At 63.0% G+C, this 24,008-nt stretch carries 23 protein-coding genes and 1 pseudogene; 15 read left to right on the forward strand and 9 right to left on the reverse strand.

Annotated features, from left to right (window positions below; all coding sequences use genetic code 11):
* Positions 1-9: 9 nt before the first annotated feature.
* Entirely contained in the window at positions 10-276 is a 267-nt protein-coding gene (locus JQ574_RS10660; RefSeq protein WP_212208661.1) for a PilZ domain-containing protein, read from the reverse strand.
* Positions 277-495: 219 nt separating this feature from the next.
* Between JQ574_RS10660 and JQ574_RS35490 the strand changes: the two genes are divergently transcribed.
* From JQ574_RS35490 to JQ574_RS10670, 3 genes are read left to right on the forward strand one after another with little or no spacing between them, the layout of a single operon-like run.
* On the forward strand, positions 496-618 hold the full coding sequence (locus JQ574_RS35490; protein WP_283813710.1) for a hypothetical protein: 123 nt from the start codon (positions 496-498) through the stop codon (positions 616-618).
* A gap of 59 nt (positions 619-677) precedes the next feature.
* On the forward strand, positions 678-1,874 hold the full coding sequence (locus JQ574_RS10665; RefSeq protein WP_212383494.1) for an acyl-CoA dehydrogenase family protein: 1,197 nt from the start codon (positions 678-680) through the stop codon (positions 1,872-1,874).
* 27 nt (positions 1,875-1,901) lie between these two features.
* Positions 1,902-2,303 (forward strand): VOC family protein, encoded by a 402-nt coding sequence (locus JQ574_RS10670; protein WP_212383496.1) that lies wholly within the window; start codon positions 1,902-1,904, stop codon positions 2,301-2,303.
* Positions 2,304-2,650: 347 nt separating this feature from the next.
* On the opposite strand, the gene JQ574_RS10675 is transcribed toward JQ574_RS10670, so the two are convergent.
* The gene (locus JQ574_RS10675; protein ID WP_212208794.1) at positions 2,651-3,400 is read right to left on the reverse strand and encodes a Spy/CpxP family protein refolding chaperone; all 750 of its coding nucleotides are present in this window, start codon (positions 3,398-3,400) and stop codon (positions 2,651-2,653) included.
* Between the two features lie 465 nt (positions 3,401-3,865).
* On the opposite strand from JQ574_RS10675, the gene JQ574_RS10680 reads away from it, so the two are divergent.
* The 6 genes from JQ574_RS10680 to JQ574_RS10705 all read left to right on the forward strand — a co-directional run bounded on the left by JQ574_RS10680 (position 3,866) and on the right by JQ574_RS10705 (position 10,080).
* Positions 3,866-5,206 carry an ABC transporter substrate-binding protein gene (locus tag JQ574_RS10680; RefSeq protein ID WP_212383498.1) on the forward strand — a complete coding sequence of 447 codons (1,341 nt, stop codon included), beginning with the start codon at positions 3,866-3,868 and terminating at the stop codon, positions 5,204-5,206.
* 142 nt (positions 5,207-5,348) lie between these two features.
* The gene (locus JQ574_RS10685) at positions 5,349-6,281 is read left to right on the forward strand and encodes a carbohydrate ABC transporter permease (RefSeq protein ID WP_212208657.1); all 933 of its coding nucleotides are present in this window, start codon (positions 5,349-5,351) and stop codon (positions 6,279-6,281) included.
* The gene (locus JQ574_RS10690) at positions 6,281-7,195 is read left to right on the forward strand and encodes a carbohydrate ABC transporter permease (protein WP_212031516.1); all 915 of its coding nucleotides are present in this window, start codon (positions 6,281-6,283) and stop codon (positions 7,193-7,195) included. Before JQ574_RS10685 ends, JQ574_RS10690 begins: the two co-directional genes overlap by 1 nt.
* Positions 7,196-7,199: 4 nt before the next feature.
* Positions 7,200-8,300: an ABC transporter ATP-binding protein gene (locus JQ574_RS10695; RefSeq protein WP_211996838.1), complete on the forward strand. Its 1,101-nt coding sequence runs from the start codon at positions 7,200-7,202 to the stop codon at positions 8,298-8,300.
* Positions 8,301-8,332: 32 nt separating this feature from the next.
* Positions 8,333-9,319, forward strand: coding sequence for a hydroxyacid dehydrogenase (locus tag JQ574_RS10700; RefSeq protein ID WP_212383500.1), 987 nt, complete (start codon positions 8,333-8,335; stop codon positions 9,317-9,319).
* A gap of 56 nt (positions 9,320-9,375) precedes the next feature.
* Entirely contained in the window at positions 9,376-10,080 is a 705-nt protein-coding gene (locus JQ574_RS10705; protein WP_312018261.1) for a hypothetical protein, read from the forward strand.
* Between the two features lie 9 nt (positions 10,081-10,089).
* On the opposite strand, the pseudogene JQ574_RS35875 reads toward JQ574_RS10705, so the two are convergent.
* Positions 10,090-10,600: pseudogene (locus JQ574_RS35875) on the reverse strand (DUF1993 family protein).
* A 97-nt stretch (positions 10,601-10,697) separates the two neighbouring features.
* Here JQ574_RS35875 and JQ574_RS10715 point away from each other — a divergent pair.
* Together JQ574_RS10715 and JQ574_RS10720 are read left to right on the forward strand one after the other, a co-directional pair.
* Positions 10,698-11,477: a transporter substrate-binding domain-containing protein gene (locus tag JQ574_RS10715; RefSeq protein ID WP_212208654.1), complete on the forward strand. Its 780-nt coding sequence runs from the start codon at positions 10,698-10,700 to the stop codon at positions 11,475-11,477.
* A gap of 187 nt (positions 11,478-11,664) precedes the next feature.
* A complete protein-coding gene (locus JQ574_RS10720) occupies positions 11,665-12,513 on the forward strand; it encodes a DUF2147 domain-containing protein (RefSeq protein ID WP_212383502.1) in 849 nt (282 codons plus the stop codon).
* A gap of 198 nt (positions 12,514-12,711) precedes the next feature.
* Here JQ574_RS10720 and JQ574_RS10725 read toward each other — a convergent pair whose 3' ends face one another.
* Positions 12,712-13,116 carry a cupin domain-containing protein gene (locus tag JQ574_RS10725; RefSeq protein ID WP_192735992.1) on the reverse strand — a complete coding sequence of 135 codons (405 nt, stop codon included), beginning with the start codon at positions 13,114-13,116 and terminating at the stop codon, positions 12,712-12,714.
* Positions 13,117-13,139: 23 nt separating this feature from the next.
* Positions 13,140-13,838, reverse strand: a complete 699-nt coding sequence (locus JQ574_RS10730) for a ribonuclease activity regulator RraA (RefSeq protein ID WP_211996833.1) — start codon at positions 13,836-13,838, stop codon at positions 13,140-13,142.
* Between the two features lie 255 nt (positions 13,839-14,093).
* Between JQ574_RS10730 and pxpB the strand changes: the two genes are divergently transcribed.
* Genes pxpB through JQ574_RS10745 form a run of 3 tightly spaced genes read left to right on the forward strand, consistent with a single transcriptional unit; the run spans position 14,094 to position 16,683 of the window.
* Positions 14,094-14,825 (forward strand): 5-oxoprolinase subunit PxpB, encoded by a 732-nt coding sequence (gene pxpB / locus JQ574_RS10735; protein WP_212208652.1) that lies wholly within the window; start codon positions 14,094-14,096, stop codon positions 14,823-14,825.
* Positions 14,822-15,877, forward strand: coding sequence for a biotin-dependent carboxyltransferase family protein (locus JQ574_RS10740; protein ID WP_212208651.1), 1,056 nt, complete (start codon positions 14,822-14,824; stop codon positions 15,875-15,877). The genes pxpB and JQ574_RS10740 overlap by 4 nt, the downstream gene beginning before the upstream one ends.
* 35 nt (positions 15,878-15,912) lie before the next feature.
* Positions 15,913-16,683: a LamB/YcsF family protein gene (locus tag JQ574_RS10745; protein WP_212208650.1), complete on the forward strand. Its 771-nt coding sequence runs from the start codon at positions 15,913-15,915 to the stop codon at positions 16,681-16,683.
* Between the two features lie 5 nt (positions 16,684-16,688).
* Here the strand turns inward: JQ574_RS10745 and ggt are convergent, their stop codons facing one another.
* From ggt to JQ574_RS10760, 3 genes are read right to left on the reverse strand one after another with little or no spacing between them, the layout of a single operon-like run.
* Positions 16,689-18,311: a gamma-glutamyltransferase gene (gene ggt / locus JQ574_RS10750; RefSeq protein WP_212383504.1), complete on the reverse strand. Its 1,623-nt coding sequence runs from the start codon at positions 18,309-18,311 to the stop codon at positions 16,689-16,691.
* A 39-nt stretch (positions 18,312-18,350) separates the two neighbouring features.
* On the reverse strand, positions 18,351-19,436 hold the full coding sequence (locus JQ574_RS10755) for a TRAP transporter substrate-binding protein (protein ID WP_212208648.1): 1,086 nt from the start codon (positions 19,434-19,436) through the stop codon (positions 18,351-18,353).
* Positions 19,437-19,476: 40 nt separating this feature from the next.
* Positions 19,477-21,453: a primary-amine oxidase gene (locus JQ574_RS10760; protein ID WP_212208647.1), complete on the reverse strand. Its 1,977-nt coding sequence runs from the start codon at positions 21,451-21,453 to the stop codon at positions 19,477-19,479.
* Between the two features lie 140 nt (positions 21,454-21,593).
* Here JQ574_RS10760 and JQ574_RS10765 point away from each other — a divergent pair, with 140 nt between their 5' ends.
* Positions 21,594-22,547 carry a helix-turn-helix domain-containing protein gene (locus JQ574_RS10765; protein ID WP_212208646.1) on the forward strand — a complete coding sequence of 318 codons (954 nt, stop codon included), beginning with the start codon at positions 21,594-21,596 and terminating at the stop codon, positions 22,545-22,547.
* Here the strand turns inward: JQ574_RS10765 and JQ574_RS10770 are convergent.
* Positions 22,535-23,986, reverse strand: coding sequence for an aldehyde dehydrogenase (locus JQ574_RS10770; protein WP_211996825.1), 1,452 nt, complete (start codon positions 23,984-23,986; stop codon positions 22,535-22,537). The two genes, JQ574_RS10765 and JQ574_RS10770, sit on opposite strands and share 13 nt — an antisense overlap.
* Positions 23,987-24,008: the final 22 nt, after the last annotated feature.

Below are 24,008 nucleotides of genomic sequence, written 5' to 3' on the forward strand. Positions count from 1 at the left end.
CGCGTCACTTCATTCCGGCGGTTCCTGTGCGACATTCATGAACGTCAGGCCTATCCGGTTCTTCTTGATCCAGGCGACCCGGCACTCATGAACGATCGAGGAATCCTTCGCCATCACAAGGCGGAAGTGCTGCGGAACGAATGCAGGGTTCTCGACGTCGATCGCCGCACCCTCGAGCGAAATATTCCTCACCACGCAACGCATCACGGAGCCGCCCGATGAGACATAGGCGGGCTCCTCGATCTCGGTTCGCGGATATTTTCGCTTTTCTTCCATACGTTTCCGGCCGTGAATATCGCTCGACCTATCTAACTAGCCACGAAACCTTAAGCAAATGGCGTGTGTGCACCGCAATGCAATCGGCGACGATGGACTTGCGACGTTCCGATTTGTGCGGAGCGGCAGGATGCCTCCATCGCTTCTGCGCAGATGTGCTCCGCGTCTTCATGGGCTTGTCGCTCGCGACGGCCCGGCGATACCCTCTTTAGATAAGCGGTGACAGCGTTCGTTTATCTCGGCTGCTGGTTCCTGATGGCCGGCATCGTGTACTATTTCATCGGCTTCGAGACCAGGGCAAGTCGATCGAACAGATCGACAAGGAATTGGCCGATGGGCTGAATATGTCGGCGGCGAGAGTCCGGCGGGCATAGTCTTGAACACAAGGCGTCGATGGAGGCTTGGACAATTTGATCGCGACTGCTGCCGACCTTGCCGGCGACCGGGCGATCATCGCCCGTGCCGAGGCCGTTCGTCCCGATGTGGCGGCGGCCGGAAACGACATTGAGAGTGCGCGCCGGCTGCCGCCCGCGTTGCTCGACAGGCTGCACGACGCGCAGCTGTTTCGTCTGTTGCTGCCGCGCTCGACCGACGGGATTGAAACCGACCCCGTCACCTTCTTCCATGTCATTGAAACCATCGCCAAGGCGGATGCGTCCACGGCATGGTGTCTCAGCCAGGCCGGCGGCTGCGCGATGTCGGCGGCCTATCTCGATCTGCCGGTGGCGCGCGCGATCTTCGCCGATCCGCGCGCAGTACTGGCCTGGGGTCCCGGGTCCAAGGTCCGCGCGATCGAATGCGAGGGCGGTTACCGGGTCACCGGCGTCTGGGCCTTTGCCTCCGGTGGTCGGCACGCGACCTGGCTCGGCGCGCATTGTCCGATCTTTGCGGCCGACGGCACTCCCCGATTGGAAGCCAACGGTATGCCGCTAGAGCGGACCATGCTGGTGCGAACCGAGGACGTCGAATGGACCGACATCTGGAACACGGTCGGCTTGCGCGGCACCGCCAGCGACCAGTTCGCGCTGAATGACTTCTTCGTTCCAACGGACCATTCCATCACCCGTGAATTCGACCGGGAATGCCGCGAGAGCGGTCCGCTCTATCGCATGGGGGCCGGCACTTGCTACCAGGTCGGCTTTGCCGGCGTTGCCTGCGGCATCGCTCGAAGCACGCTCGACGATTTCGTCGAGGTGGCGCGCAACAAGGTGCCGCGCGGGGCCATAGGCATCTTGCGCGACAACGCCGTGGTCCAAACCGGCCTCGCCCAGGCCGAGGTCAATCTGCGCGCCGCCCGCGGCTTCGTGCTGCAGTCGATGGCCGAAATCTGGAAGGACCTCGTCGCCGGCGCCAGCATCACCGTCGCGCAGCGCATCACGGTCCGCATGGCCGCCACCAACGCGATCCACAAGGCACGCGAGGCAGTCGACTTCGCCTACAATGCGGCGGGAGCCACCGCGATCTTCGAAGGCTACCCGCTGGAGCGCCGCTTCCGCGACATCCATACCGTAACCCAGCAACTGCAAGGCCAGATCAGACATTTTGAAACCGTCGGTGCCTGGATGATGGGCGTCGATGTCGATCTCACCTTTGTCTAACCCCATTGCGTCCAAGGAGAAGAAACCATGGGACTTGGCGGATTACAGCACTACACCATCGAACCTGCCGATCTCGAGCGCACCAAGGATTTCTACTGCGACGTGCTTGGACTGGAGAACGGCGACCGTCCACCGCTCGGTTTCCCCGGCTACTGGCTTTACTCCGGCGGCAACGCCACCGTGCACCTGATGGGTACGCGCGAGCCACGCGAGGGCATCGTGGTGCGCGGCACCGAAAGGAAATACGAGGACACCGGGCGGCTTGACCACATTGCCTTTGCTGCGACTGACGTCGATGGCGTGCGCAAGCGCCTGCAGGCCAAAGGCGTAAAATTCCGCGAGAGCATCGTGCCGCGAACCGGTGATACGCAAATCTTTCTCTACGATCCCGACGGCGTCGGTGTGGAGCTGAACTTCCCGAAGGCGTAACGGGCCACCGCCGCGAGCAATTTTCGACTGTTCGGTCAGCCCCAGCGCTGGCCGAACTTGCTTTAATTCCGGCTTTTTGATTTCGGCTTTGCGTTAGCGGTTCCCGACAAGGTCGCAAGTCAGCCATCAGTCGGGCGCGATCCCGTCAGGGTTTCTTCATCATTGCATGGCGATTGGAACCCGCCGCGCCGCTGCGGCAGGATAGCCGGGTGCCTCGCCTTTCACCTACCCCAGGGCATGCGTGCCCGGCTATTCGCCCACGGGTAAGCCCCACCATGATGGGGAAGTCGCCCCGGACTCGTTCCGGGGCGGATGCCGTTAGGTGCGAATGCGTCAGTCTATCCGCGCTAATCCAGCCCGCGCTCGTGGCTGAGATTGACCATTTCCTGGATGAATATCTTTTTCTGCTTCTCATCCAGGCTTGCAAATAAAGGTTCGGCGGCATCCGCCACATTGCGCTGGTCCACCGCACGGTCGTTGAGAAATTGGGCTTCGTTCCGCATCTGCTCGATGATGTCGTCGGGCGGATCGCGTTTGGCGCGCGCAATACGCAGATTGAGGCGATCGGCGCCATTATGGCCGAGATAGTGCATCGCACTGTTGAAGCCGGACCAGTTCTTCTCCTGCTCTGGCGTCAGATTCAATTGCTTCTTGATACGCTCGATATTGGCGTCGCTGTTGGCAACGATCTGTTCGGCCGTGATTTGCGGTGCACCGGTCTGGGTCAGCACCTGCGGCTGCTTCGCCGCCGTCTTTGTCCCCTTGGCCGCCTTGCCCGATTTGGCGGCATCGTCCTGCTTTGCGGTATCGCCTTGTTTGCCACCCTTCGCCGGGGCCGTCTGTTGCTGTTGCTGTTGTGCGCCGCCGGTGAGGACGCCGGTAACACCGGTCACCACCCCGACAACACCACCGATAGCGCCGCCAAGCACGCCGCCGACCGGTCCGGCCGCCTTGTTCCCCTCGCGGGCGCCCTTTTGGACCCCCTCAACCACCTGTGCCTCCACCGTGAGCGACGCGCTAAACAGCATAAGGGCGGCCACCCCAAGGGCTGCGCACAATCTGAACCGCGCGCGCAGCTTCGATGTCGGGCTGGTCATTGTCTGGTCTCCATGGTCGATCGTGAGTTTCCGGCGGGGTGGTGCTGGGCCAAGGACCGCGGCCGAATCCGATTTTATCGTTTTCGCGCCGCGCGAGTCTACCTGCCGCGCCTGGTCATCCCAGTGATGAAAACGCCGGCGTATCCCCATTTTGGACACGTGGTAGGGGAACCTGCGGCGCTATTTCGCATCCTCACCCCTCCGATGAGTTCGATAGGTGCAACGCAATATTCCGCGTCATGAGTCAGGAATGAGCGGTAGATAACGGGCCAACGGTCGTCATCGCCTTCGATTTGCACGCAACGTTAGTTCTAGGACAGCGCCTACGTGATTTCTCGACAGACGCTGGCAATTCTGCTCTGATCGTCAATAATGAAATATCCGCGGCGTCCGAATGGAGCCGAATAAAAAAGCAAGAACGGGAATTTCCTTCATATCCGATTGGCCCATCCAGGGAGGAACGCCATGACACGGAAGAAGCTTACTCGACGCCAATTCATTGCTGCGACAGCGCTATCATCGGCTGCACTCGTGACCGCACCCTACGTGCGCGGCGCACACGCCGCCGGCAAGCTATCGATCGGATTTTGGGACCACTGGGTACCCGGCGCCAACAAGGCTTCTACCGATATTGTCAATGAGTGGGCCGAGAAGGAAAAGGTCGAGGTCACCATCGACTACATCCCGAGCCAGGGTAACAAGAACCTCTTGACGATCGCCGCCGAAGCCCAGGCGAAGTCGGGCCACGACATTCTGGCGATGCCGACCTGGTGGCCGCACGCGCAGGCGGAGTTGCTCGAGCCGATGAATGACGTGGTCGAGGGGCTCATCAAGCAGAACGGCGAAGTCAACGGCACCGTCCAGTACCTTGGCAAGGCCGGCAACAAATGGCTGGGTGTTCCGGCCTGCGTCGGCAGCCAGATCAAGGGACCCTGCTCGCGTATCGATCTGATGAAGCAGCACGCCGGTATCGACGTCCAGGCCATGTACCCGGCGGGTTCGGCGCCGAAAGCCGATGGCTGGACCACGGACACATTCCTGAAGGCGGCGGAGGCCTGTCACAAGGGCGGCGTTCCCTTCGGCATCGGACTTGGCGAGACCAGCGATTCCGTCGATACCGTCGGGGCGTTCTTCCTGGCCTTCGGGGCGGAGGTCGTCGATGCCAAGGGCAACGTCGTCGTCAAGAACGACAACGTGCGCCAGGCGCTCGAATATTACAAAAAGCTGATGGCCTTCCTGCCGTCGGACGCGCCGTCATGGGACGACGGCTCCAACAACAGGTGGCTGGTCTCGGGCAGAGGCGCCCTGATCATGAATCCGCCGAGCGCGTGGGCCGTCGCCAAGCGCGATGCGCCGCAGATCGCGGAACAATGCTGGACCCACGGCTTCCCGGTCGGTCCGAAGGGCCGCTTCGCGCCGTTCCTGCCCTACTTCTGGAGCGTCTGGAGCTTCTCCAAGAACAAGCCGGCGGCAAAGAGCGTGCTGACGCGCCTGTCGCAGCCGGATGCGGTCGAGAAAATGGTGGCGGCGAGCGGCGGCTACGACCTGCCAGCCTTCGAGAAACTGACGACCCTGAAGACATGGGCCGAGGAAGGACCGCCGAAGGGCACGCTCTACCACTATCCGAATCCGCACAAGCATCAGCTGCTTTCGATCTCGGCGTCGCCCGCGCCGCCCAAGGTCGCCCAGCAGATCTACACCCAGGCAACGCTCACCAAGATGTGCGTGCGCTTCTACCGGGGCGAGCCCATGGAGAAGACGCTGGCCTGGGCGGAAGGCGAACTCGAAGGCTTCATGCGTAGCTGAGGCGATTTCGCCGCCGCGGCCCGTCGGATATCGGGCCGTGGGGGCGTACATCCGCCTGCCGACACGATGGGAGCCGGCGCCGCGCCGGCTTCTCGACGAGGAAACTACCCTGCTCTAATGAAACTCGCGAGGAAGATGCATCATGGCTGATGTCGCGATTGAGCGTAACGCCGCTCCGCGAACGGGGCGCAAGCGCGCCAGTTTACGAACCGCCCTGAAGCGCAAATCGACCGCGGCCTTCCTGATGACGCTGCCGCTGATCCTGCTGATCTTGCTGCTGGTCATCTATCCTGCCTTCTACTCGCTGCATCTGGCCACCCTGAACAAGTCGATGCAGCGCTTCATCGGACTCGGAAACTTCCAGTTCCTGTTCAAGCGGGAAACCTTCTGGCTGGTGGTCGAGCAATCCTGCATTTTTGCGATCACGGCCGTCGTCTTCAAGGCCCTGATCGGTTTCATCGTGGCGCACTTCGTCCACAACATTCCGGCCAAGGGCCAGCGCAAATGGCGCGGCATGCTGCTGGTGCCCTGGGTCATTCCGCCGGCCATGAGCACGCTGGCGTGGCTGTGGCTGTTCGATCCGTCGTACAGCGCCTTCAACTATCTATTGGCCGGCATCGGCATCGACCGGATTCCATGGACCGGCGAGACCGGCTGGGCCCGCTTCTCGGTCATCCTGGTGAATATCTGGTTCGGCGCCCCGTTTTTCATGATCATGTACCTGGCTTCGCTGAAATCGGTGCCCGACCAGCTCTATGAGGCCGCGGCCATCGACGGCGCCAACTGGTGGCAGCGCATCTGGTACGTGACACTGCCGATGATGCGCAACATCATCGCAATCACCACGCTGTTTTCGCTGATCGTCACCTTCGCCAACTTCGATATCGTGCGCATCCTGACCGCGGGCGGTCCGCTGGACCGGACCCATATGTTCGCCACCTGGGCATTCCGCATCGGTATCGAGGGCGGCGACATTCCGCTCGGCGCCAGCGTCTCGCTGTTCATGGTGCCGATACTCGCAATCGCGGCGGTGTTCATCCTGCGCGACATCAACAAACGCGGGAATGAATCCTGATGACCAGCACCGTCGTGATCGACAAGGCCGCCCCGACCCGCCCCGTCAAACTGCGCAGCATGAGCCGCGATCGCACCTGGGCGCTGCGATGGTCGTACTTCTTCCTCACTTTGTTCGCGGTGTTCGCGCTGGTACCTCCGCTCTACATGGTGATCACGTCGCTGAAGACCAGCGCCGAAATCTCCGCGGCGACGAACCCGTGGTGGGTTTACCATCCGACCTTGTCGAACTACGTCGAGTTGCTGACATCGAACCAGTTCCTGACCTTCTTCCGCAATTCGGCGCTGGTCTCGATCTTCGTCGTGACCATCACCATGCTGATCAGCGTGCCCGCGGCTTTTGCGCTGGCGCGGATGCGGTTCTGGGGCTCGGCAACGCTGGCGACCGGCGTTTTCCTGACTTACCTCATCCCTGAAACACTGCTGTTTCTCCCCTTGTTCAAGATGTTCGTGGCGTTCGGCGACCTGACCGGGATCCAGCTGATCAACAAATGGTACGTGCTGCTGGTGATCTATCCGACGCTGACGGTGCCGTTCTGCACCTGGATCATGATCGGTTACTTCGCCTCCATCCCCAAGGAGCTTGACGAGGCGGCGATCATCGACGGCGCGTCCTGGTTCCAGACGCTGACGCGTATCTTCATCCCCGTCGCCCTGCCCGGCCTGATCGCGGCGACCATCTTCGCCTTCACGGTTTCCTGGGCGCAGTTTCTCTATCCGCTGGTTTTCACGACATCGACGGACCAACTGGTGCTGCCGGTCGGTATCGTCACGACCTTGATCAAGGGCGACGTGTTCGCATGGGGCCAGATCATGACCGGCGCCCTGCTCGGCGCCGCGCCGCCGCTGATCATCTACGCGTTCCTGATGGACTATTACATTGCCGGCCTGACCGCCGGTGCGACAAAGGGTTGAACTCATGGCTGACGTGACGTTGCGCAAGGTTGTCAAGAAGTACGACGACGTCGAGGCGGTGCGCGGCATCGATCTCGATATCGCCGATCATGAGTTTGTCGTGCTGGTGGGCCCGTCGGGTTGCGGAAAATCGACCACGCTGCGGATGATCGCCGGGCTCGAGGACATCACCGACGGCGATATCATGATCGGAGGCGACGTCGTCAACGACGTGCCGCCAAAGGACCGCGACATCGCTATGGTGTTCCAGAACTACGCGCTCTACCCGCATATGACGGTCGCGGAGAACATGTCGTTCGGGCTGCGGCTGAAACGCTATCCGAAGGCCGAGATCAAGACCCGGATCGACGAAGCCGCGCGCATGCTCGACATCGTCGAACTCGTCGACCGCAAGCCGAAGCAGCTGTCAGGCGGTCAGCGCCAGCGCGTCGCCATGGGCCGCGCCATCGTGCGTAACCCCAAGGTGTTCCTGTTCGACGAGCCGCTGTCCAACCTCGACGCCAAGCTCCGCGTCCAGATGCGGATCGAGATCAAGAAGGTGCATCAGAAGGTCCGCACCACGACGGTTTACGTTACCCACGACCAGGTCGAGGCGATGACGCTCGCCGACCGGGTCGTGGTGATGAACCACGGCCGCATCGAACAGATCGGAACGCCGAACGAACTCTATCACAATCCCGCCACCAAATTCGTCGCGAGCTTCATCGGCTCGCCGGCGATGAACTTCATTCCTTGCCGGCTCGAGGAATCCGGCGGCAAGCTGCACGTCCGGATCACCGACCGTCTCGCCTTCCCGTTGCCGCCGGCACGCGCCGCCAGATATCAAGGCGTGTCGCGCACCGACAAGCTGCTGCTGGGACTGCGGCCCGAGCACATCACGGAGGCCAGCCCGCATCCGGAAACCGGCGTCGAGAACTTCGATGCCACGCTCGACGTCACCGAGCCGATGGGAATGGAGACGCTGATCTACTTCGCGCTCGAGGGCACGCAGGTTTGCGGCCGGGTCAATCCCAACGCCGGCGCACAGGATGGCGCCCCGCTCCGATTGGCAGTGGACCTCAACAATATGCACCTGCTAAACGAGGTGAGCGGCGCCGTCATTTGACGGCGGAGTTAACAGTCACCCAAGGGCAGGAAATGGCGACCAACAAGAAGAAAATCTTCGTCACGGAATCGATGTCACAGCAGGGGCGCGCGTTGCTCGACGCACGCGAGGATATCGAACTCGTTGAATTCCCCAACATGATCTCGCAACCGGATTTCCAGGCCAAGCTCAAGGAGCATGCGCCGGTCCATGGTGTCGCCCTCGGCGGCACCCGCTTCGGCGAAACGGAACTGGAAGCTTCCAGGGACATGTTGGTGGTGACCCGGATCGGGGTCGGTTTTGACGCGGTCGATGTGCCGGCGCTGAGCCGCCGCAAGGTGCCGCTGATGGTCGCCGGCACCGCGAATTCGCCCTCCGTTGCCGAGTGCGCATTGTTCATGATGCTGACATTGGCAAAACGCGCGGTGGAAATGCACTCCATCGTGAGGGACAACAAATGGCCGAGCCGGCTCGGCATGCTGCCCTACGACCTCTATGGCAAGACCGTACTGATCGTTGGCTTCGGCCGCATCGGCAGCCGCACCGCCAAGCGCTGCCAGGCGATGGAAATGAACGTGCTGGTTTTCGATCCCTACAGGCCCGCCGCCGAGATCAAGGCCGCCGGCTGCGAGCCAGTCACCGATCTCGACGCGGCGTTGCCGCGCGCCGACTTCGTCAGCCTGCATTGCCCGAAGACCCCGGAGACGGTCGGCATGATCAATGCCGCGCGCTTGAGGCGGTTGAAGCCGACCGCCTATCTGATCAATACCGCGCGCGGCGGCATCATCGACGAACCCGCGCTGCATGACGCGCTGGTGTCCGGCAAACTTGCCGGCGCCGGTCTCGACGTGTTCGAACAGGAGCCGCCGCCAGCCGGCCATTCGCTGTTCGCGCTTCCGAACGTCATCTTCGCACCCCATGTGGCCGGTGTGACAAGGGAAGCCGTCGATCGCATGAGCGAACAGACCGCACGCAATATCCTGAGCGTTCTCGACGGCGATCCGTTGCGTCAGAACGTCATCAACCAGGACGTGCTCTGAGCGATCCGGGATGATCAAACCGGGTGACGGCTGAACGATCGAGCGGCCGCCCGGGAATGTTTCATACCGATGAGATCATAAGGAACCCTTATTCCGTATTGCGGGCTAACCGTGCAGATCCGTGCCCGGCATCGCCGGTTTTGCTTCTGAACGGACAAAACTCAGCCTCATTCGGAAGCGAGGAAAAGATACCGGGCGGCAACGGGGACACCGATTCCGCAGACGGAGCTCGATCCGGAGGCCGAATCGTGAGCCAAAACGACCCGACCGACAACGCCCTGGCGGCGATCGCCAGCATTCTCGATCAGCCGCCCGTGATCCCCCGCGAGCGGGAACGGCCTGCCGTTGACGAGGTGGCGGCCACCCCTCCGCCACTCGAAGAATTTCAACCGATCGAAGCAGCACCTTCGTTCGCGGTTCCTCCGCCGCTTGAGACCGCGGCGCCGATCGAGGCGGCCCCCCCACCTGAGGTCTTTCTGCCGTTCGAGGCCGATGGCTATTCCAAGGTCGGGCCCGGACCCATGGCCGCGATCCGTTTCAAATGGACGGTCCGCGAGGACGATGGCGACTATTACGTCGATGAGACCATTGGGGAGAATTCAACGCCCATTGTCAGTGGACCGATGAACAAGGATGCCGCGATCCAGCTGGTCGACGACCGCGAAGACGCGGCACGTCGCCGGTTCGACCAACTGAAAAGCGAAATGACAGGACGCGCCGCCGTCGCCAATCTGGTGCGCAAAGACAACGGCGAGGCGTAATCGGACGCGCTATCGCCGCGGCCCGAGGAAATCCTTCTTGGCGAGATCCACGCCGGCATGGCGCAGGATGTCGTAAGCCGTGGTGACGTGGAAGAAGAACTGCGGCACGCTGAATGTCAGCAGCAACGACCGCCCGATGAATCTGCGTGTCGCCCCGTTCTTGAATGTAAACACCACCTCCTTGTCTGCGGCGCCGTCAATCTCCGCGCGTGGCAGGCTTTGCGCAAAGGCGATCGCTGCCGCGATACGCATTGGAGCTCGGGAATATCCGGCTCGGCCACCGGAAAAACATGCGGCTCGCGCCCGGCCGCAGCGCGCAGGCAACCACCGCATGACGGTTGCCCTCCCCGACCTGGCGCGTCAGATTGTACATGTTGGGATAGAGCCGCATATCGAGCAGGATCGCCGGATCGATGTTTTTCGCCTTGGAATAGGTCGAGGCGTGGTCCAGCAACGTCGACAGATTGCCGAGATACGGCACGAAAACATCGACCGACGTTTCACAGAGCGAGATGGTCACGATTGGATCTCTCCGTCTGGCGCGGCGCCGACATCTGGTCTAAATCCTGCGTCATCACAAACAAGGTGTCATCGAATTCACCGGCGGAGAAGAACTGATGCTTCGAATGCTATTTGGTCTGGGCATGGCTGCCCTGTTGACGATGTCAGCCCATGCCCAGCAGCCGGCCCCTTCCCGCCTCGACGACATCATCAAGCGCGGCACGCTGCGGGTCGGCATGACCGGCGACTACCGGCCCTTCAGCTATCTCGACAAGACGACTTCGAAATTCAGCGGCTTTGACGTCGACATGGCGGAAGCGCTCGGCAAGGCGCTCGGCGTCAAGGTCGAATTCGTCCACACCGCATGGCCGCAACTGATGAAGGATTTCGAGTCCGACAATTTCGACGTCGCGATGAGCGGCGTATCGATCACACTTGACCGGCAGAAGAAGGGCCTGTTTTCGACGCCGATCATGCGTGAGGGCAAGACGCCAATCGCCCGCTGCGCCGACAAGGGCAAGTACGAAACCATTGCCGATATCGACAAGCCCGGCACGCGCGTGATCGTCAATCCCGGCGGCACCAACGAACGGTTTGCCCGCGCCAACGTCAAGAACGCGGAAGTGAAACTCCATAACGACAACGTCACGATCTTCGACGAGATCGCCAAGGGCAATGCGGACCTGATGATGACGGATTCGTCGGAGACGCTGTACCAGCAGAAGCTACATCCCGGCGTGCTGTGCGCGGTGCATCCCGAAAAGCCGTTCGACTTCGCTGAGAAGGCCTATTGGCTGCAGCGCGACGTCGCGCTGAAAGCCTTCGTCGATCAGTGGCTGCACATTGCGAGAGAGGACGGCAGCTTCAGGAAAATCTACGCCGCCTGGTTCGATTGATCGGCCGGCAAAATACGCCGGTTTCGCCGCAAATTGACCGTCTATCGGTTGCAAATTAGTCTGCTCAGACGACATTGAACCAAAGCCGCTAGTGCACGACTTACCATCTGAAAGTGATCTGGATCACGTTTTGCGAGCTGCCATTGCGTAGCTTCGGGGGTTGGGATTCCCTGCTCAGGAGGTCAATATGAAGAAGCTTCTGGCGATCGCCGCGCTTTTGCTGGCGAGCAGTGCCGCGCAGGCGCAGTACACCTTCGATTACGGCGGCCGCACCATTCGCATCGATCCCGATCGCGGCACCGTTCAGATCCCGGGCGTCTACGACAATACGCCGAAGGCCAAACGCTCGCGCAACGAGGACGGTGATCGCGATCGCCCGCGCAAGCAGTCGCCGCAACAGGCAAAGACAGACTCCAGGACGCCACCCGACACGGTCGCTCCCGCCGCAGCTGTCCCCGCCGCGCCCGTCCCCGCCGAGCAGGCCGCTGTGCCGCCGGCCCCTGCAACCGTCCCTGCAGCTCCCGCACCGGTCGCGGCCGCGCCCGCTGAACCTTCGACTGCCACTGTCGCCGTTGCCCCGGCGGCGGATCCGGTGACTGTGCCGGCCGCCCCACTGCCGCCCAGAGCACCAGCCCCGCAGGTCCAGCAAGAGCCGCCTCCCGCGCCGAAGCCCGCGCCTGCCGTCGCTGCGGTAACGCCGCCGCCCGCACCGCCGCCGGCGGCCCCGCAGGCGGCAAACTCGCCGCTTGGCGTCTGGCTGACGGAAGAGAAGGAAGGCAAGGTCCGCATCGAACAATGCGGCCCCAATCTTTGCGGCTACTCCGTCGACAAGAAGTCGAACCGCAACGGCGAGCAGGTGCTGATCAACATGAAGCCCGGCAAGGACAACAAATGGAGCGGCCGGATTTTCGATCCGAGTTCCGGCAGCACCTATGATTCAACGCTCGCGCTTAAAGGCACTGACAGCCTGCGCGTTCAGGGCTGCGCCTTTGGCGGCATGTTCTGCGGTGGCCAGACCTGGACCCGCGTGAACTGACGCGCCAACGACGCACATTCTACCAAGGCCCCGCCTTCGCCGGCGGGGCTTTTTGTTTGCGGGTTCTTTCGTCTCGCGTCGACCTCTCTGGCCATCGGTTCACGCTATGGGCGATGAACGGTAGGGCCCGAACAAAAAATCGCGAAAACAACCCCATGCAAAGCAGAACGGGTCTCGGCTCGCTTCATCCGGGAGACGCTACCCGACCTTTGCCGCATACTCGGCGTCCGTGACCTTCTCCATCCAGGTCGCGTAGCTGCCGTCGAGTGCTTCCTGCATCGCGATGTGGGTCATGCCGTTGGTTGGCGAGGCGCCATGCCAGTGCTTCTCGCCGGGCGGGATCCAGACGACGTCGCCGGGCCGGATTTCCCGGACCGGTCCGCCCACGGCCTGCACACGGCCGATCCCCGAAACCACGTACAGGGTCTGCCCGAGCGGATGCGAGTGCCACGCCGTACGCGCGCCGGGTTCGAAAGAGACGCGGGTGGAAACCAGCCGCGCCGGCGCTTCAGTGGCGATGATCGGATCCTGCCAGACCGTACCGGTGAAATAATCGGGCGGAGCCTTGCGCGTCGGCCTCGAGCCGGAGACGTGAATATCCATGGCGTTACCTCGCTTTGTTGATGTTATTTCTTGCTCGCCGCGTAGCGCGCCTTGGTCTCGGCATTCATGGGGTAGAGGCCGGGAAGCGCGGCGCCGTTGTTCACTTCGTTGACGATCCAGGCTTCCATCCGCTCTTGCTCGGCGCCTTCGGCCAGAATGAGGTCGAGGAACGCTTGCGGGATCAGCACCGCGCCGTCCTGGTCGGCGACCACGACGTCGTTCGGGAATACCGCCACCCCGCCGCAGCCGATCGGCTCGCCCCAACCGACGAAGGTCAACCCGGCCACCGACGGTGGCGCCGCGTAACCATCGCACCAGACCGGCAGGCCGGTACCGAGCACACCCTCGACGTCACGCACGACGCCGTCGGTGATCAGCGCCGCGACCCCGCGCTTGACCATGCGCGCGCACAGGATGTCGCCGAAGATACCGGCATCCTTGACGCCCATCGCGTCGACCACGGCAATGCAACCCTGCGGCATCGCTTCGATCGCCGTCCGAGTGGAGATCGGCGAGGACCACGACTCGGGGGTGGCGAGATCTTCGCGCGCGGGCACGAAGCGCAGCGTGAAGGCCGGCCCGACCAGCCGCGGCTGTCCCGGGCGCAACGGTTTGGTGCCGCGCATCCAGACGTTCCGCAGGCCCTTCTTCAGGAGGACTGTGGTGATGGTGGCGGTGGACACGCGGGACAGGGTCGCGATCGCTTCGGGGGTCAGGGACATCGGTAAGGCAACGCTCCAATGGGAGGGGATCAAAAGGTAGCGCATCTTGCGGGGCGCGGGCATCGCGTCAAGGGTTCGTTCGAAAGAGTTCGATCACAACAGCTTATCACTGCCATGCAGATTAATTTATTGAACTTGCTCAATGATTTCGCACGAAGCGAATTCCACTGGCGCGCGAAACACGCTACAGCTTGATCTCAGCCCAAGCGTTCCTGAGACCGTCCCTGAGACAGATCCCGAGGCAGTACTGAGGCCATGGCCGCGACGCTACCCCCGCCCCGCCTTTTGCCCAGTGGCGACAGCGCCATCACGGTAGAGTTTTCCCGCAACATCGACGATGCCGCCAACGGGCGGGTGCTCGCGCTCGACCGCGCGATGGCGGCCACGCCGGTTGAAGGCGTCACCGAGACCGTTCCAACCTATCGCTCGTTGCTGGTGCATTACGATCCCGTGCGAATTTCATTTGAAGCGCTTGGCGAGCAGATTCTGGCGCTGGCGCAGCTGCCGGTACCGAAGGCGACAAAGACCCGGCGCTGGCGCATCCCCGTGGTCTATGGCGGCGAGCACGGCGTCGACCTCGAGGACGTCGCCAAGACGCTCAAGACCACGCCCGACGACATCGTGGCGCGGCACGTCGCCGGCGATTACCGCGTCGCCATGATCGGTTTTACGCCGGGCTGGTCCTATCTCTCGGGGCTCGCGGATTCACTGCAGATGCCGCGGCGGCAAAATCCGCGGCTGCTGACGCCGGCCGGCACGGTCTCGATCGGCGGCGTGCAAACCGGGGTGCAATGCCTGGCCGGCCCGAGCGGCTGGCATCTCCTCGGACAGACCGCGGTTCGAACCTATCAGCTGCATCGCGATCCGACTTTCCTGCTGGAGCCCGGCGACGCCATCACGTTTGAACCGGTCGACACCAAGACCTTTGCCGAGCAGGACCGCGCCGCGGCCGCGGGCGAGATCGTGGCCGAGTTGATGCCGTCATGAGCAAGCTCGTCGTCACCTCCATCGGCCCGGCCAGTTCGGTGCAAGACGGCGGCCGCCCCGGCTCGCAGCGCTATGGCCTGGTGCCGAGCGGCGCGATGGACCGGCTGGCATTGGCGGCGGCCAACACGCTGGTCGGCAACGAGCCGTTTGCTGCCGCTGTCGAAATCGGCCCGTTCGGCGCCGCCTTCACCGCGCGCGGCGGCGCCGTTCGCATCGCGCTGTCAGGGGCGTCACGCAACGCCGACATCACCGGACGCCCGGTTGCGGTCGATACGTCGGCGACGTTGGCCGACGGCGAGACCTTGACGCTTGGCTTTGCCCGCAGCGGTTCGTTCAGCTACCTCGCCATCGAGGGCGGCATCGCCGGCGAACCTGACTTTGGCAGCCTCGCAGTCAACGCCCGCGCCGGGCTCGGCAGTCCCTACCCGCGCCCGCTGCAGAGCGGAGACGAATTGCAGACGAAACCGGCCAGCGGCGCACCGGAACGCCGGATCGAGCTGCCGGCCACGGCAAAGGCGCCGATCCGCGTGCTCTGGGGACCGCAGGATGACGAATTCGCTGACGATGCCAAGAAACTGTTTATCGACAGCGAGTGGAAGATTTCGGCCACCAGCGACCGCATGGGTTACCGGCTCGAAGGCCCCGCCATCAAGCATCTGCACGGCCACAACATCGTTTCCGACGGCACCGTGAACGGCAGCCTGCAGGTTCCCGGCAACGGCCAGCCGATCGTATTGATGCCGGATCGCGGCACCAGCGGCGGTTATCCCAAGATCGCGACGGTGATTTCCGCCGACTTCGGCCGGTTTGCGCAGACGCCGGCGGGGCGCGCCTTTCGCTTCAAGGCCGTGAGCATGGCTGAGGCACAAGCCGCGGCAAGAAAGTTTTGGGAATTGCTGCGTTCCCTGCCCGACCGGCTGCGGCCCATCGAAAGCTTTGATCTCGACATCGACGCGCTGCAAGATGCCAACGTCGCCGGCTATGCCGTCAGCGCCGTCGACGCGGCGACCTGGCAGGTCACGTCGCCTGCGGACATATCGGGGCCGGACTGATTCAAGATCCACTCACCAAGAAGCGGACCAACACCATGACAACCATCGACCTCAACTGCGATCTCGGCGAAGGATTTGGCGCGTGGGAAATGGGCAATGATGCCGCGATGATCGAGCTTGCGACCTCGGTCAACGTCGCCTGCGGATTCCATGCCGGCGATCCCGACATCATGCGCCGCACGGTCGAGCTTGCGAAGGCACGCGGCGTCAGCGTCGGCGCTCACCCCGGCTACCGCGACCTGCACGGTTTCGGACGGCGGCCGATGCCGGGCTTGAAATCATCCGAGATCGAAAACCTGATTGCCTATCAGATCGGCGCGCTGCAGGCGATCGCGACCGCGGCCGGCCACAAGGTCACCCATGTCAAGGCGCATGGCGCGATCTCGAATGTCGCCTGCGAGGACGACACGACCGCACGGGCGATCGCCAACGGCATCAAGGCGGTCGATCCCAATTTGATTTTCGTGGTGCTGGCCAATTCCAAGCTCGTGACCGCGGGCGAAGCCGCCAATCTGCCGATGGTGCACGAAGTGTTTGCCGACCGCGCCTATGAAGACGACGGCCAGCTGGTGTCGCGCAAGAAGCCGGGCGCGGTGTTGCACGATCCCAAGGCGATCGCCGATCGGGTGGTGCGGATGGTGCAGGACGGCGCCGTGGTCTCGGTCACAGGCAAGGTGATCAAGATGCGCACCGATACCGTCTGCATTCATGGCGATACGCCGGGCGCGGTCGAGATCGGGCGCGGCGTGCGTCAGGCGTTGAAGGATGCCGGGATCGCGGTGGCGCCGTTCAAGACGGCGAATTGACGTTTTCAGTATCCGATCGCAGCGCCGTCGCTGCGGGGGTCCGAACCGCCGCTCAGGGTCCCGTCGTGCGCGGAGATGGTGATGCCATGGGCGTGGCCGGCCATCTCCTCCCACGGGGCCCAGCGATGGACGGTGTGGCCTCGTTGTTCCAGCGCACGGATCGTGTCCGCGGGAAAGCGGTTTTCCATGTGCAGGGTGTCGCGCGCTTCGCCGAGTGCGAAGCGGCCGGACAGGAACCGCGGCAGTTCGATCGCCTCCTGAATATCGACCCCGTGATCAATCATCGCCGAATAGAGCTGGAGCTGGATCTGCGGCTGGCCATCCGCGCCCATGCAGCCCAGCACGCTGCAGAGCTTGCCGTCGCGTTTGGCCATCGAGGCGATCAGGGTGTGCAGCGGAATTTTTCGGGGCTCGAGCCGATTGGGATGATCGGGATCGAGCGAGAAGTACGCGCCTCGGTTCTGCAGCACGACGCCAGTAGCTCCCGCCACCACGCATGACCCGAACCCGCCATAGAGGCTCTGAATGAGCGAGGCCGCGTTGCCGTCTCGGTCGACCGCGGCAATGTAGACGGTATCGCCGGCCAGGCTGCCGAATGACGGCACCTCATCCCATTTCAATGCGCGCGCCGGATCGATCAACCCGCTGCGTTGGCGTGCGTAGCCTTTGGAAATCAGGGTCTCGACGGGCACCTTGGCAAAGGCGGGATCGGCGAGCACGAGATCGCGGTCGTGATAGGCGATCTGCTTGGCCTGAACCATCAGATGCAGGCGGTCGGGTCCGAGGAGGTCCATGCGGCGCGGTTCGAGCGGCTCGAGCAGATTGAGCATCTCGATCACGGTAAAACCCTGCGTCGGCGGCGGCGTGTTGAAAATGGTGACGTCCCGGTAGCGGCCAGTCAGCGGCAAACCCCAACTCGCCCTTTGCGCCTCGAAATCTCCGGGCTGAAAGAAACCGCCTCGCGCTTGCGAGAAGCGCAGCATTTCAGCGGCGACCGGCCCCTCGTAAAAGCCGGACCATCCATGATCCCCGATCGCTTCAAGCGTCCTCGCCAGATTGGGGTTGGTGAGTTTTGTGCCGGGCAACGGCACGGCGCCACCGGGCAGGAAAATCCCGGCGGTTTCGCATTGCCGAAGGAGATCGTCGCGCATCATCTCGATGAAGCTCGCCAGCCGTCCGGTGACCGGAAAGCCTTCGCGCGCATAACCGATCGCGCCTTCCAGCACGCGCTGCAGCGGCAGCCGGCCATGGGCCTCATGCGCCGCGACCCAGCTTGCAACCGCGCCCGGTACCGTCAGCGTTGCCGGGATGATCCCGCGCAGCGGGATTTCTTTCAACCCTCTCGCCGCCATGGACGCCAGCGACGCACCCGCTGCCGCCCTGCCGCCGCCGTTGAGGTAACTGATCTCTCCGCTGCGGCCGTCATGCACGAGCCAGAACGCATCGCCGCCCAGCCCTGTCATGTGCGGATAGACCACCGCCAGTACGGCGCTCGCGGCAATCGCGGCATCGACGGCGGATCCACCTGCGCGAAGCACGTCGACGCCGGCTGATGAAGCCAGCGAATGCGGTGACGTCACCATGCCATGAGGTGCGAGCGAGACCGGACGGCCGGTGCGAATATCCAAATGGGTCCCCAGTTCTGGCGAGCCGCTGGCGATGTCAGCCTAGCCGCGGCTTCGCCGGATCATGTAATTGTCGTAGGTGGCTTCACAGACCTGATGCCACTGATATTGCTCGTTGCGGAACGCCGTCATGGAGTCGTTCAGTGCCTTGAACTTGTCGTTCTTGGCCGCAACCTCCGTAAACAGCTCATTGGTGGCCTTGAAGCAGGCGTCGAGGATGTCGGTCGAGAACGGCCGAAGCTGGGCGCCGGCCGCGACCAGGCGCTTGATCGCCTGCGCGTTGCGCGCGTCATATTTCGCCGTCAGGTCGGCGGCGACCTGTGCGGCCGCGATCGTCATCATGTCCTGATAGACTTTTGGAAGCTCCGCCCACTTCGCCGTGTTGATGTAGAGAAAGCCATTGGCGCAGCCTTCCCACCAGCCGGGATAGTAGTAATAGGGCGCGACCTTGAGGAAGCCGAGCTTCTCGTCGTCATAAGGGCCGATCCATTCGGCGGCATCGATCGTGCCTTTCTCGAGCGCGGGATAAATATCCCCCGGCGGAATCTGCTGCGGCACCACGCCGATGCGGGCCAGCACCTGCCCGGCCACGCCGCCGACCCGGAATTTCAGACCCTTCAAATCATCGAGCGTCTTGATCTCCTTGCGGAACCAACCGCCCATCTGCGCGGTCGTGTTGCCGAACGGCAGGCCGTAGATGCCGTAGGGCTTGTAGAGGTCGTTCATCAGGTCGAGCCCGCCGCCATAGGCGAGCCAGGCATTCATTTGCCGCGTGTTGAGCCCGAACGGCACGGCAGTGCCGAACGCGAACGCCGGATCCTTGCCGATGTAATAGTAGGACGCGCTGTTCCCCATCTCGACGGTATTGTTGGCCACCGCGTCGAACACTTGAAAGGCCGGCACGATTTCGCCCGGGCCATACACGCTGATCTGGAATTTCTGCTCCGACAGATCCGCCATGGCCTTGCTGAACATCTCGCACGCGCCATAGAGCGTATCGAGGGATTTTGGGAACGACGTCGTCAGCCGCCAGCGCACGGTTGGAGCGGACTGTGCGATCGCGGGCGCGCTGACAGCCGTTGCGGCGGCGGCAAGACCGGCGCCCTTGAGAAGGTTCCTGCGGTTCATGGCCCATCTCCTGTTTGGATCGGATGCGAAACCAGTAGTATCAGCCGCAGCACGCCCCCTTCTCCCTGACGTCGCGACTTGCATCGTTGCGGTCAGGCGGCAAATCCATCGCCGGATTCTCGGCGAAGAAGCCGTTCGGCTTGAGGGCGAACCCAACATATTCGACCGGCATGACCGGAAAATCCTCGGGCCGGCAGACATGGGTAGCGCCAAAAGTGTGCCAGACCACGATGTCCTCGTTTTCGATTCCGCGGTTCTGCGCCACGTATTTCGGCAGACCGTCGCCGCCGGCGTGCTGGTTCGGAAATTCTCCGCTGGCATAACGTTCGTCGGGCGTATAGCGCGTGACCCAGAGGTGCTTGGTCGCAAAGCCGCCGCGCGCGGTCATGTAACAGTTCTCCTGCGCCAGCATGACCGGCGCTGCATGCGCCAGCAGCTTGTACCCGGTCGGCCCGCCGACGCTGTTGGTCTGGTTGGGGTTGATGATCTTCCAGTAGCGCCCGGTGCGGCCGTCGGCTTCGCGGGCCGCATCCTGTTCGCGCGCGAGCGTTCGCGCTGAGGTGTCGAACACGTTGCCGTACGGATTGTCCTTCCCAAATGGCCGCGGCTTGAACTCATGCTCGGTGACGCTGTTGCGCTCGCCATCGACCATCATGTGCAGGCGTGCGTTGAAGAAATGCTGGTGCGTCGGACCGCCCAGCCCTTCCGCGACCATGCCGCCCCAGGGATAGGGTTGGCCGGGCGCCACCGCCGCGGTCTGGATAATGCCGGTCAGCTTGACTTCGAGCTGGATCGAGCCGTCCTGATAAAAGTACCAGTAGAAACCGTAATCGTAATTGCCCACGGTCGTGAAGAACGAGATCACGAGACGGCGGGAACGCCGCACCTCAAAGGTCTCGTTGCGGAATTCATAGTGCTTCCAGAGGATGCCGTAGTCCTCCTCGTGCAGGCAGATCGCGTTCTTCATGACAGACGGCTTGCCGTAATCGTCGGCGACCGGAACGTCGAAATAATAGATGTGCCCAAGGCAGTCACAGCCAAGCTCCAGCGCATTGGCGAGCTTGCCCAGACCGTACTCACCGGCGTCGAACGCGCACTTCCAGAAATGGTTCGCGGTCGGATCGGCGTAGGGCACGATCATGTCGGATACGCTCGCCCGATAGATGATCGGCCGCTCGCGTCCGCTGTCGTTGAAGCCGATCTGATGCAGCACGAGGCCTTCGCGTGCGGTCCAGCCGACGCGGAACGACCAGTTCTGCCAGGAAACCTTCCAACCCTCGACGGAGAAACCGGGACCGTCTTTCTGCACGATGTCGAGCGGCTTGACATCCTCGCGCATTTTCGGGATCAACGCGCGATCATAGTTGCGCGATCGCTTCGGGATCGGAACGATTTCCGGCTCGTCGACGAGCTGGACGACCTTGTCCTCGATCAGATCGACCAGCGCGACCACGCCCTCGATCGGATGGGCATAGCCATTGTCCTTGATATCGCGGCGCCAAAAGGAAACCCCACTGACAAGCCTGCGGCCCTTCTCGACGTCGCGGTCGAAATAACCGGCGGAGAACGGGTCGACCTGGACCAACTCGATATCTTCGTCGGTCAGCCCGCGACGCTTCATCGCGTGTCGCCATCCGGCATCCCGCTTGACGATGTCGCCGACCTTGAACACCTCCTCGATCGTGACCGGGGGCTGGCCATAAGGATGCGCCTTGGTCGGATGCTCCCGCCATGCCGTCACCTGCCGTGACCCGAGATCGACGGTCGCGACATGGGTCGCCCCGGTCTTGCAGTCGAACAGCGTGACCGCCGCCTGCCTCGGCAAATTGGTGCCTGATGTCCAACCCAGGATGTCGGCCTTGGCCGGTTCCTCAAGCTGGACGTGGGAGAAGCGGGTATCCGGACCAAGTTGCTTGGCGGCCCGCAGCAGATCGGAGGCCAGTATCACCTCAGCCTCGCTGAGTGGATCGAGGGGATGCGTGACGGCCGTACCGGCCGGTTCTCTCGTCAGGTCCATATTCACACCTTGCAGCATTGGACCGCACGTTAGGGTAACCAGGGTGCACCGTCTTGAATGAACCTGCCAGCTTTTCGACCTTGCCAGCCGGCCCGAATTCGGGCGACGGTGAGCTATCACCCTGTGGAACCGCATCCGCGATGCCGATCAGCGTCTCGACAGACCAAATCCACCCCGCCGAACGCCAGGCGTTCTGGACCGAGTCGATCTGTCGATCATTCGCCCATATCGAGACCAGGCCGATCGGCCCGACGCGGGTCAGCGGTCACTTCGAGTTCGTGGAACTCGGAAGCGTCAAGCTCGTGCGTTTCGACAGCAGCCCGCAATGCTACAGCCGCGACGCAAGGCTCGTGAGCAAGGCGGGCTCGGACGAATTCATGTTCGATTTTCAGCGTCGCGGCCGAAGCTCGATGGCGCAGGCCGGTAACGAAGGCACGATCGAGCCGGGATATGGCGTACTCTATGACGCGCGGCGGCCGTTCGAGGACCGGCTCGATGGACCCGAACAGCGTTCCGAAGTGCTGATCGCAACGGTTCCCGCCGCGACGCTGCTCCGGATGTTTCCGCAGGCCGAGCGGCTATGCGCGAGACCCGTCCCTCTGTCCGGCGCCATCGCGCGCTCGATCGCGGCGTTCATTCGCGCTGCCATCCGTCTGTCGGATGCGCGGCCAGGCCAGCACGAAACGGATATCGTGGCTTATCTGTCGACCCTGCTGCGCCTCGCAACCGGTGACGACCACGGGCTTACCCGCACTGAGCTATTCGGCCTGATCGACACTTATCTGAGAGGCAACATCGCGGCGAATCGACCGGCCCCGGCGATTGCGGCCGCATTCGGCGTATCGGAACGAACCTTCCATCGTGTCTTTGCCGACCAGCAAACGACGTTTGAACGCCACGTGCTCCAGCTGCGTGTCGATCACTTTCGAGACCTGCTGCAGCAACCTGCCCTGTCGCAAACTTCAATTGCGGCGCTCGCCATGCTGTGCGGTTTCGCTGACGGCGCGCACGCGACCCGGACGTTCAGGAGTTTCTTTGGCGTCACGCCGCGGGATTTCCGCGGCGCGATGTCAGCCCAAACTCAGATCGGATAATGCTGCGGGCCGGTCTCGATGGTGATCCAGCGCAATTCGGTGAATTCGGCGATGCCTGCCTTGCCGCCGAAACGGCCATAACCGGACGCCTTCGTACCGCCGAACGGCATTTGCGCTTCGTCGTGTACGGTCGGGCCATTGACATGACAAATGCCCGACTCGATCCGCTTGGCGACCTCCATGGCGCGGGCGATATCGCGGCCGAACACCGCCGCTGACAATCCATATTCGGTGTCGTTCGCGACCCGCACCGCCTCATCCACACTGTTCACGCGCACGATGCTGACCACTGGACCGAACGATTCCTCGCCATAGATCCGCATGACAGAGGTGACGTGATCGAGCACGGTGGCCGACATCAACGTCCCCTCCGACCGGCCGCCGGCCACAACGCGCGCGCCCTTAGCTACCGCGTCCTTGATCAGACCCTGGATGCGGTCGACGGCATCAGCGCCGATCAGCGACCCCAGCGGCGTGCCGCCCTTGCGCGGGTCGCCCGCCACCAGCGAGTCGGCCTTGGTCGCCAGCTTGGCGACGAAGGCGTCGGCGACCTTGTTGTCGAGCACGATCCGCTCCGTCGACATGCAGATCTGTCCCTGGTTCATGAACGCGCCGAAAGCGGCGGCGGCGACCGCGGCATCGATATCCGCATCATCAAGCACGATCAGCGGCGCCTTGCCGCCGAGCTCGAGCAGGGCCGGCTTGAGATACTTTGCTGCCGTCTGGGCGATGATGCGGCCGACGCGGGTCGAGCCAGTGAAGTTGATGCGGCGGACCGCCGGATGCGCAATCAGGGCCTCGATCAGATCAGGCGCATCTTCCGGCGCGTTGGTGATGACGTTGACCACGCCGGGCGGCAATCCCGCATCGCGCAGGCACTCTGCGATCAAACGGTGGGTGCCCGGACAGATTTCCGAGGCCTTCAGAATAACCGTGTTTCCGCATGCGAGCGGCAACGCCACGGCGCGGACGCCGAGGATCACGGGCGCGTTCCAGGGCGCGATGCTGAGCACGACGCCGGCCGGCTGCCGGACCGCCATCGCGATGCAGCCCGGCTTGTCCGACGGGATCACCTCGCCCGAAATCTGCGTCGTCATGGCGGCGGCTTCGCGCAGCATCCCCGCTGCAAGCATCACATTGAACCCGGCCCAACCGGCGGTAGCACCCGTTTCAGTCGCCATCAGTTCGATGAACTGCGCCGTCTTGGCTTCGAGCGCGTCGGCCGCCTTGAGCAAAATCTTTCGGCGCAGGCCCGGCCCGGTCGCCGACCACGCCGGAAACGCGGCCGCGGCTGCATCGGCCGCGCGTTTGGCATCGGATATCTGCGCGGCGGAAGCGCGGGTAGCGACTTCGCCCGTGATGGGGTTGAGGCGATCGAACGTGACGCCGTCAACAGCCTGAACGTCCTGGTTTTCGAGCAGCAGACTGATCTGGTTCATGGCGTGATCCTCCGTGTTTTCA

The organism is Bradyrhizobium sp. AUGA SZCCT0158, from assembly GCF_018130065.1.
Lineage (GTDB): Bacteria > Pseudomonadota > Alphaproteobacteria > Rhizobiales > Xanthobacteraceae > Bradyrhizobium.

Bases quoted from the DNA above. Each gene is read 5' to 3' on its own strand.
- JQ574_RS10715 (WP_212208654.1), top strand. From the start codon at position 10,698: ATGCTTCGAATGCTATTTGGTCTGGGCATGGCTGCCCTGTTGACGATG.
- JQ574_RS10765 (WP_212208646.1), top strand. From the start codon at position 21,594: ATGCCGATCAGCGTCTCGACAGACCAAATCCACCCCGCCGAACGCCAG.
- JQ574_RS10675 (WP_212208794.1), bottom strand. From the start codon at position 3,400: ATGACCAGCCCGACATCGAAGCTGCGCGCGCGGTTCAGATTGTGCGCA.
- JQ574_RS10740 (WP_212208651.1), top strand. From the start codon at position 14,822: ATGAGCAAGCTCGTCGTCACCTCCATCGGCCCGGCCAGTTCGGTGCAA.
- JQ574_RS10670 (WP_212383496.1), top strand. From the start codon at position 1,902: ATGGGACTTGGCGGATTACAGCACTACACCATCGAACCTGCCGATCTC.
- JQ574_RS10685 (WP_212208657.1), top strand. From the start codon at position 5,349: ATGGCTGATGTCGCGATTGAGCGTAACGCCGCTCCGCGAACGGGGCGC.
- JQ574_RS10695 (WP_211996838.1), top strand. From the start codon at position 7,200: ATGGCTGACGTGACGTTGCGCAAGGTTGTCAAGAAGTACGACGACGTC.
- pxpB (WP_212208652.1), top strand. From the start codon at position 14,094: ATGGCCGCGACGCTACCCCCGCCCCGCCTTTTGCCCAGTGGCGACAGC.
- JQ574_RS10770 (WP_211996825.1), bottom strand. From the start codon at position 23,986: ATGAACCAGATCAGTCTGCTGCTCGAAAACCAGGACGTTCAGGCTGTT.
- JQ574_RS10755 (WP_212208648.1), bottom strand. From the start codon at position 19,436: ATGAACCGCAGGAACCTTCTCAAGGGCGCCGGTCTTGCCGCCGCCGCA.
- JQ574_RS10705 (WP_312018261.1), top strand. From the start codon at position 9,376: ATGTTTCATACCGATGAGATCATAAGGAACCCTTATTCCGTATTGCGG.
- JQ574_RS10730 (WP_211996833.1), bottom strand. From the start codon at position 13,838: ATGTCCCTGACCCCCGAAGCGATCGCGACCCTGTCCCGCGTGTCCACC.
- JQ574_RS10680 (WP_212383498.1), top strand. From the start codon at position 3,866: ATGACACGGAAGAAGCTTACTCGACGCCAATTCATTGCTGCGACAGCG.
- JQ574_RS10690 (WP_212031516.1), top strand. From the start codon at position 6,281: ATGACCAGCACCGTCGTGATCGACAAGGCCGCCCCGACCCGCCCCGTC.
- JQ574_RS10760 (WP_212208647.1), bottom strand. From the start codon at position 21,453: ATGGACCTGACGAGAGAACCGGCCGGTACGGCCGTCACGCATCCCCTC.
- JQ574_RS10700 (WP_212383500.1), top strand. From the start codon at position 8,333: ATGGCGACCAACAAGAAGAAAATCTTCGTCACGGAATCGATGTCACAG.
- JQ574_RS10660 (WP_212208661.1), bottom strand. From the start codon at position 276: ATGGAAGAAAAGCGAAAATATCCGCGAACCGAGATCGAGGAGCCCGCC.
- JQ574_RS10720 (WP_212383502.1), top strand. From the start codon at position 11,665: ATGAAGAAGCTTCTGGCGATCGCCGCGCTTTTGCTGGCGAGCAGTGCC.
- JQ574_RS10725 (WP_192735992.1), bottom strand. From the start codon at position 13,116: ATGGATATTCACGTCTCCGGCTCGAGGCCGACGCGCAAGGCTCCGCCC.
- JQ574_RS10745 (WP_212208650.1), top strand. From the start codon at position 15,913: ATGACAACCATCGACCTCAACTGCGATCTCGGCGAAGGATTTGGCGCG.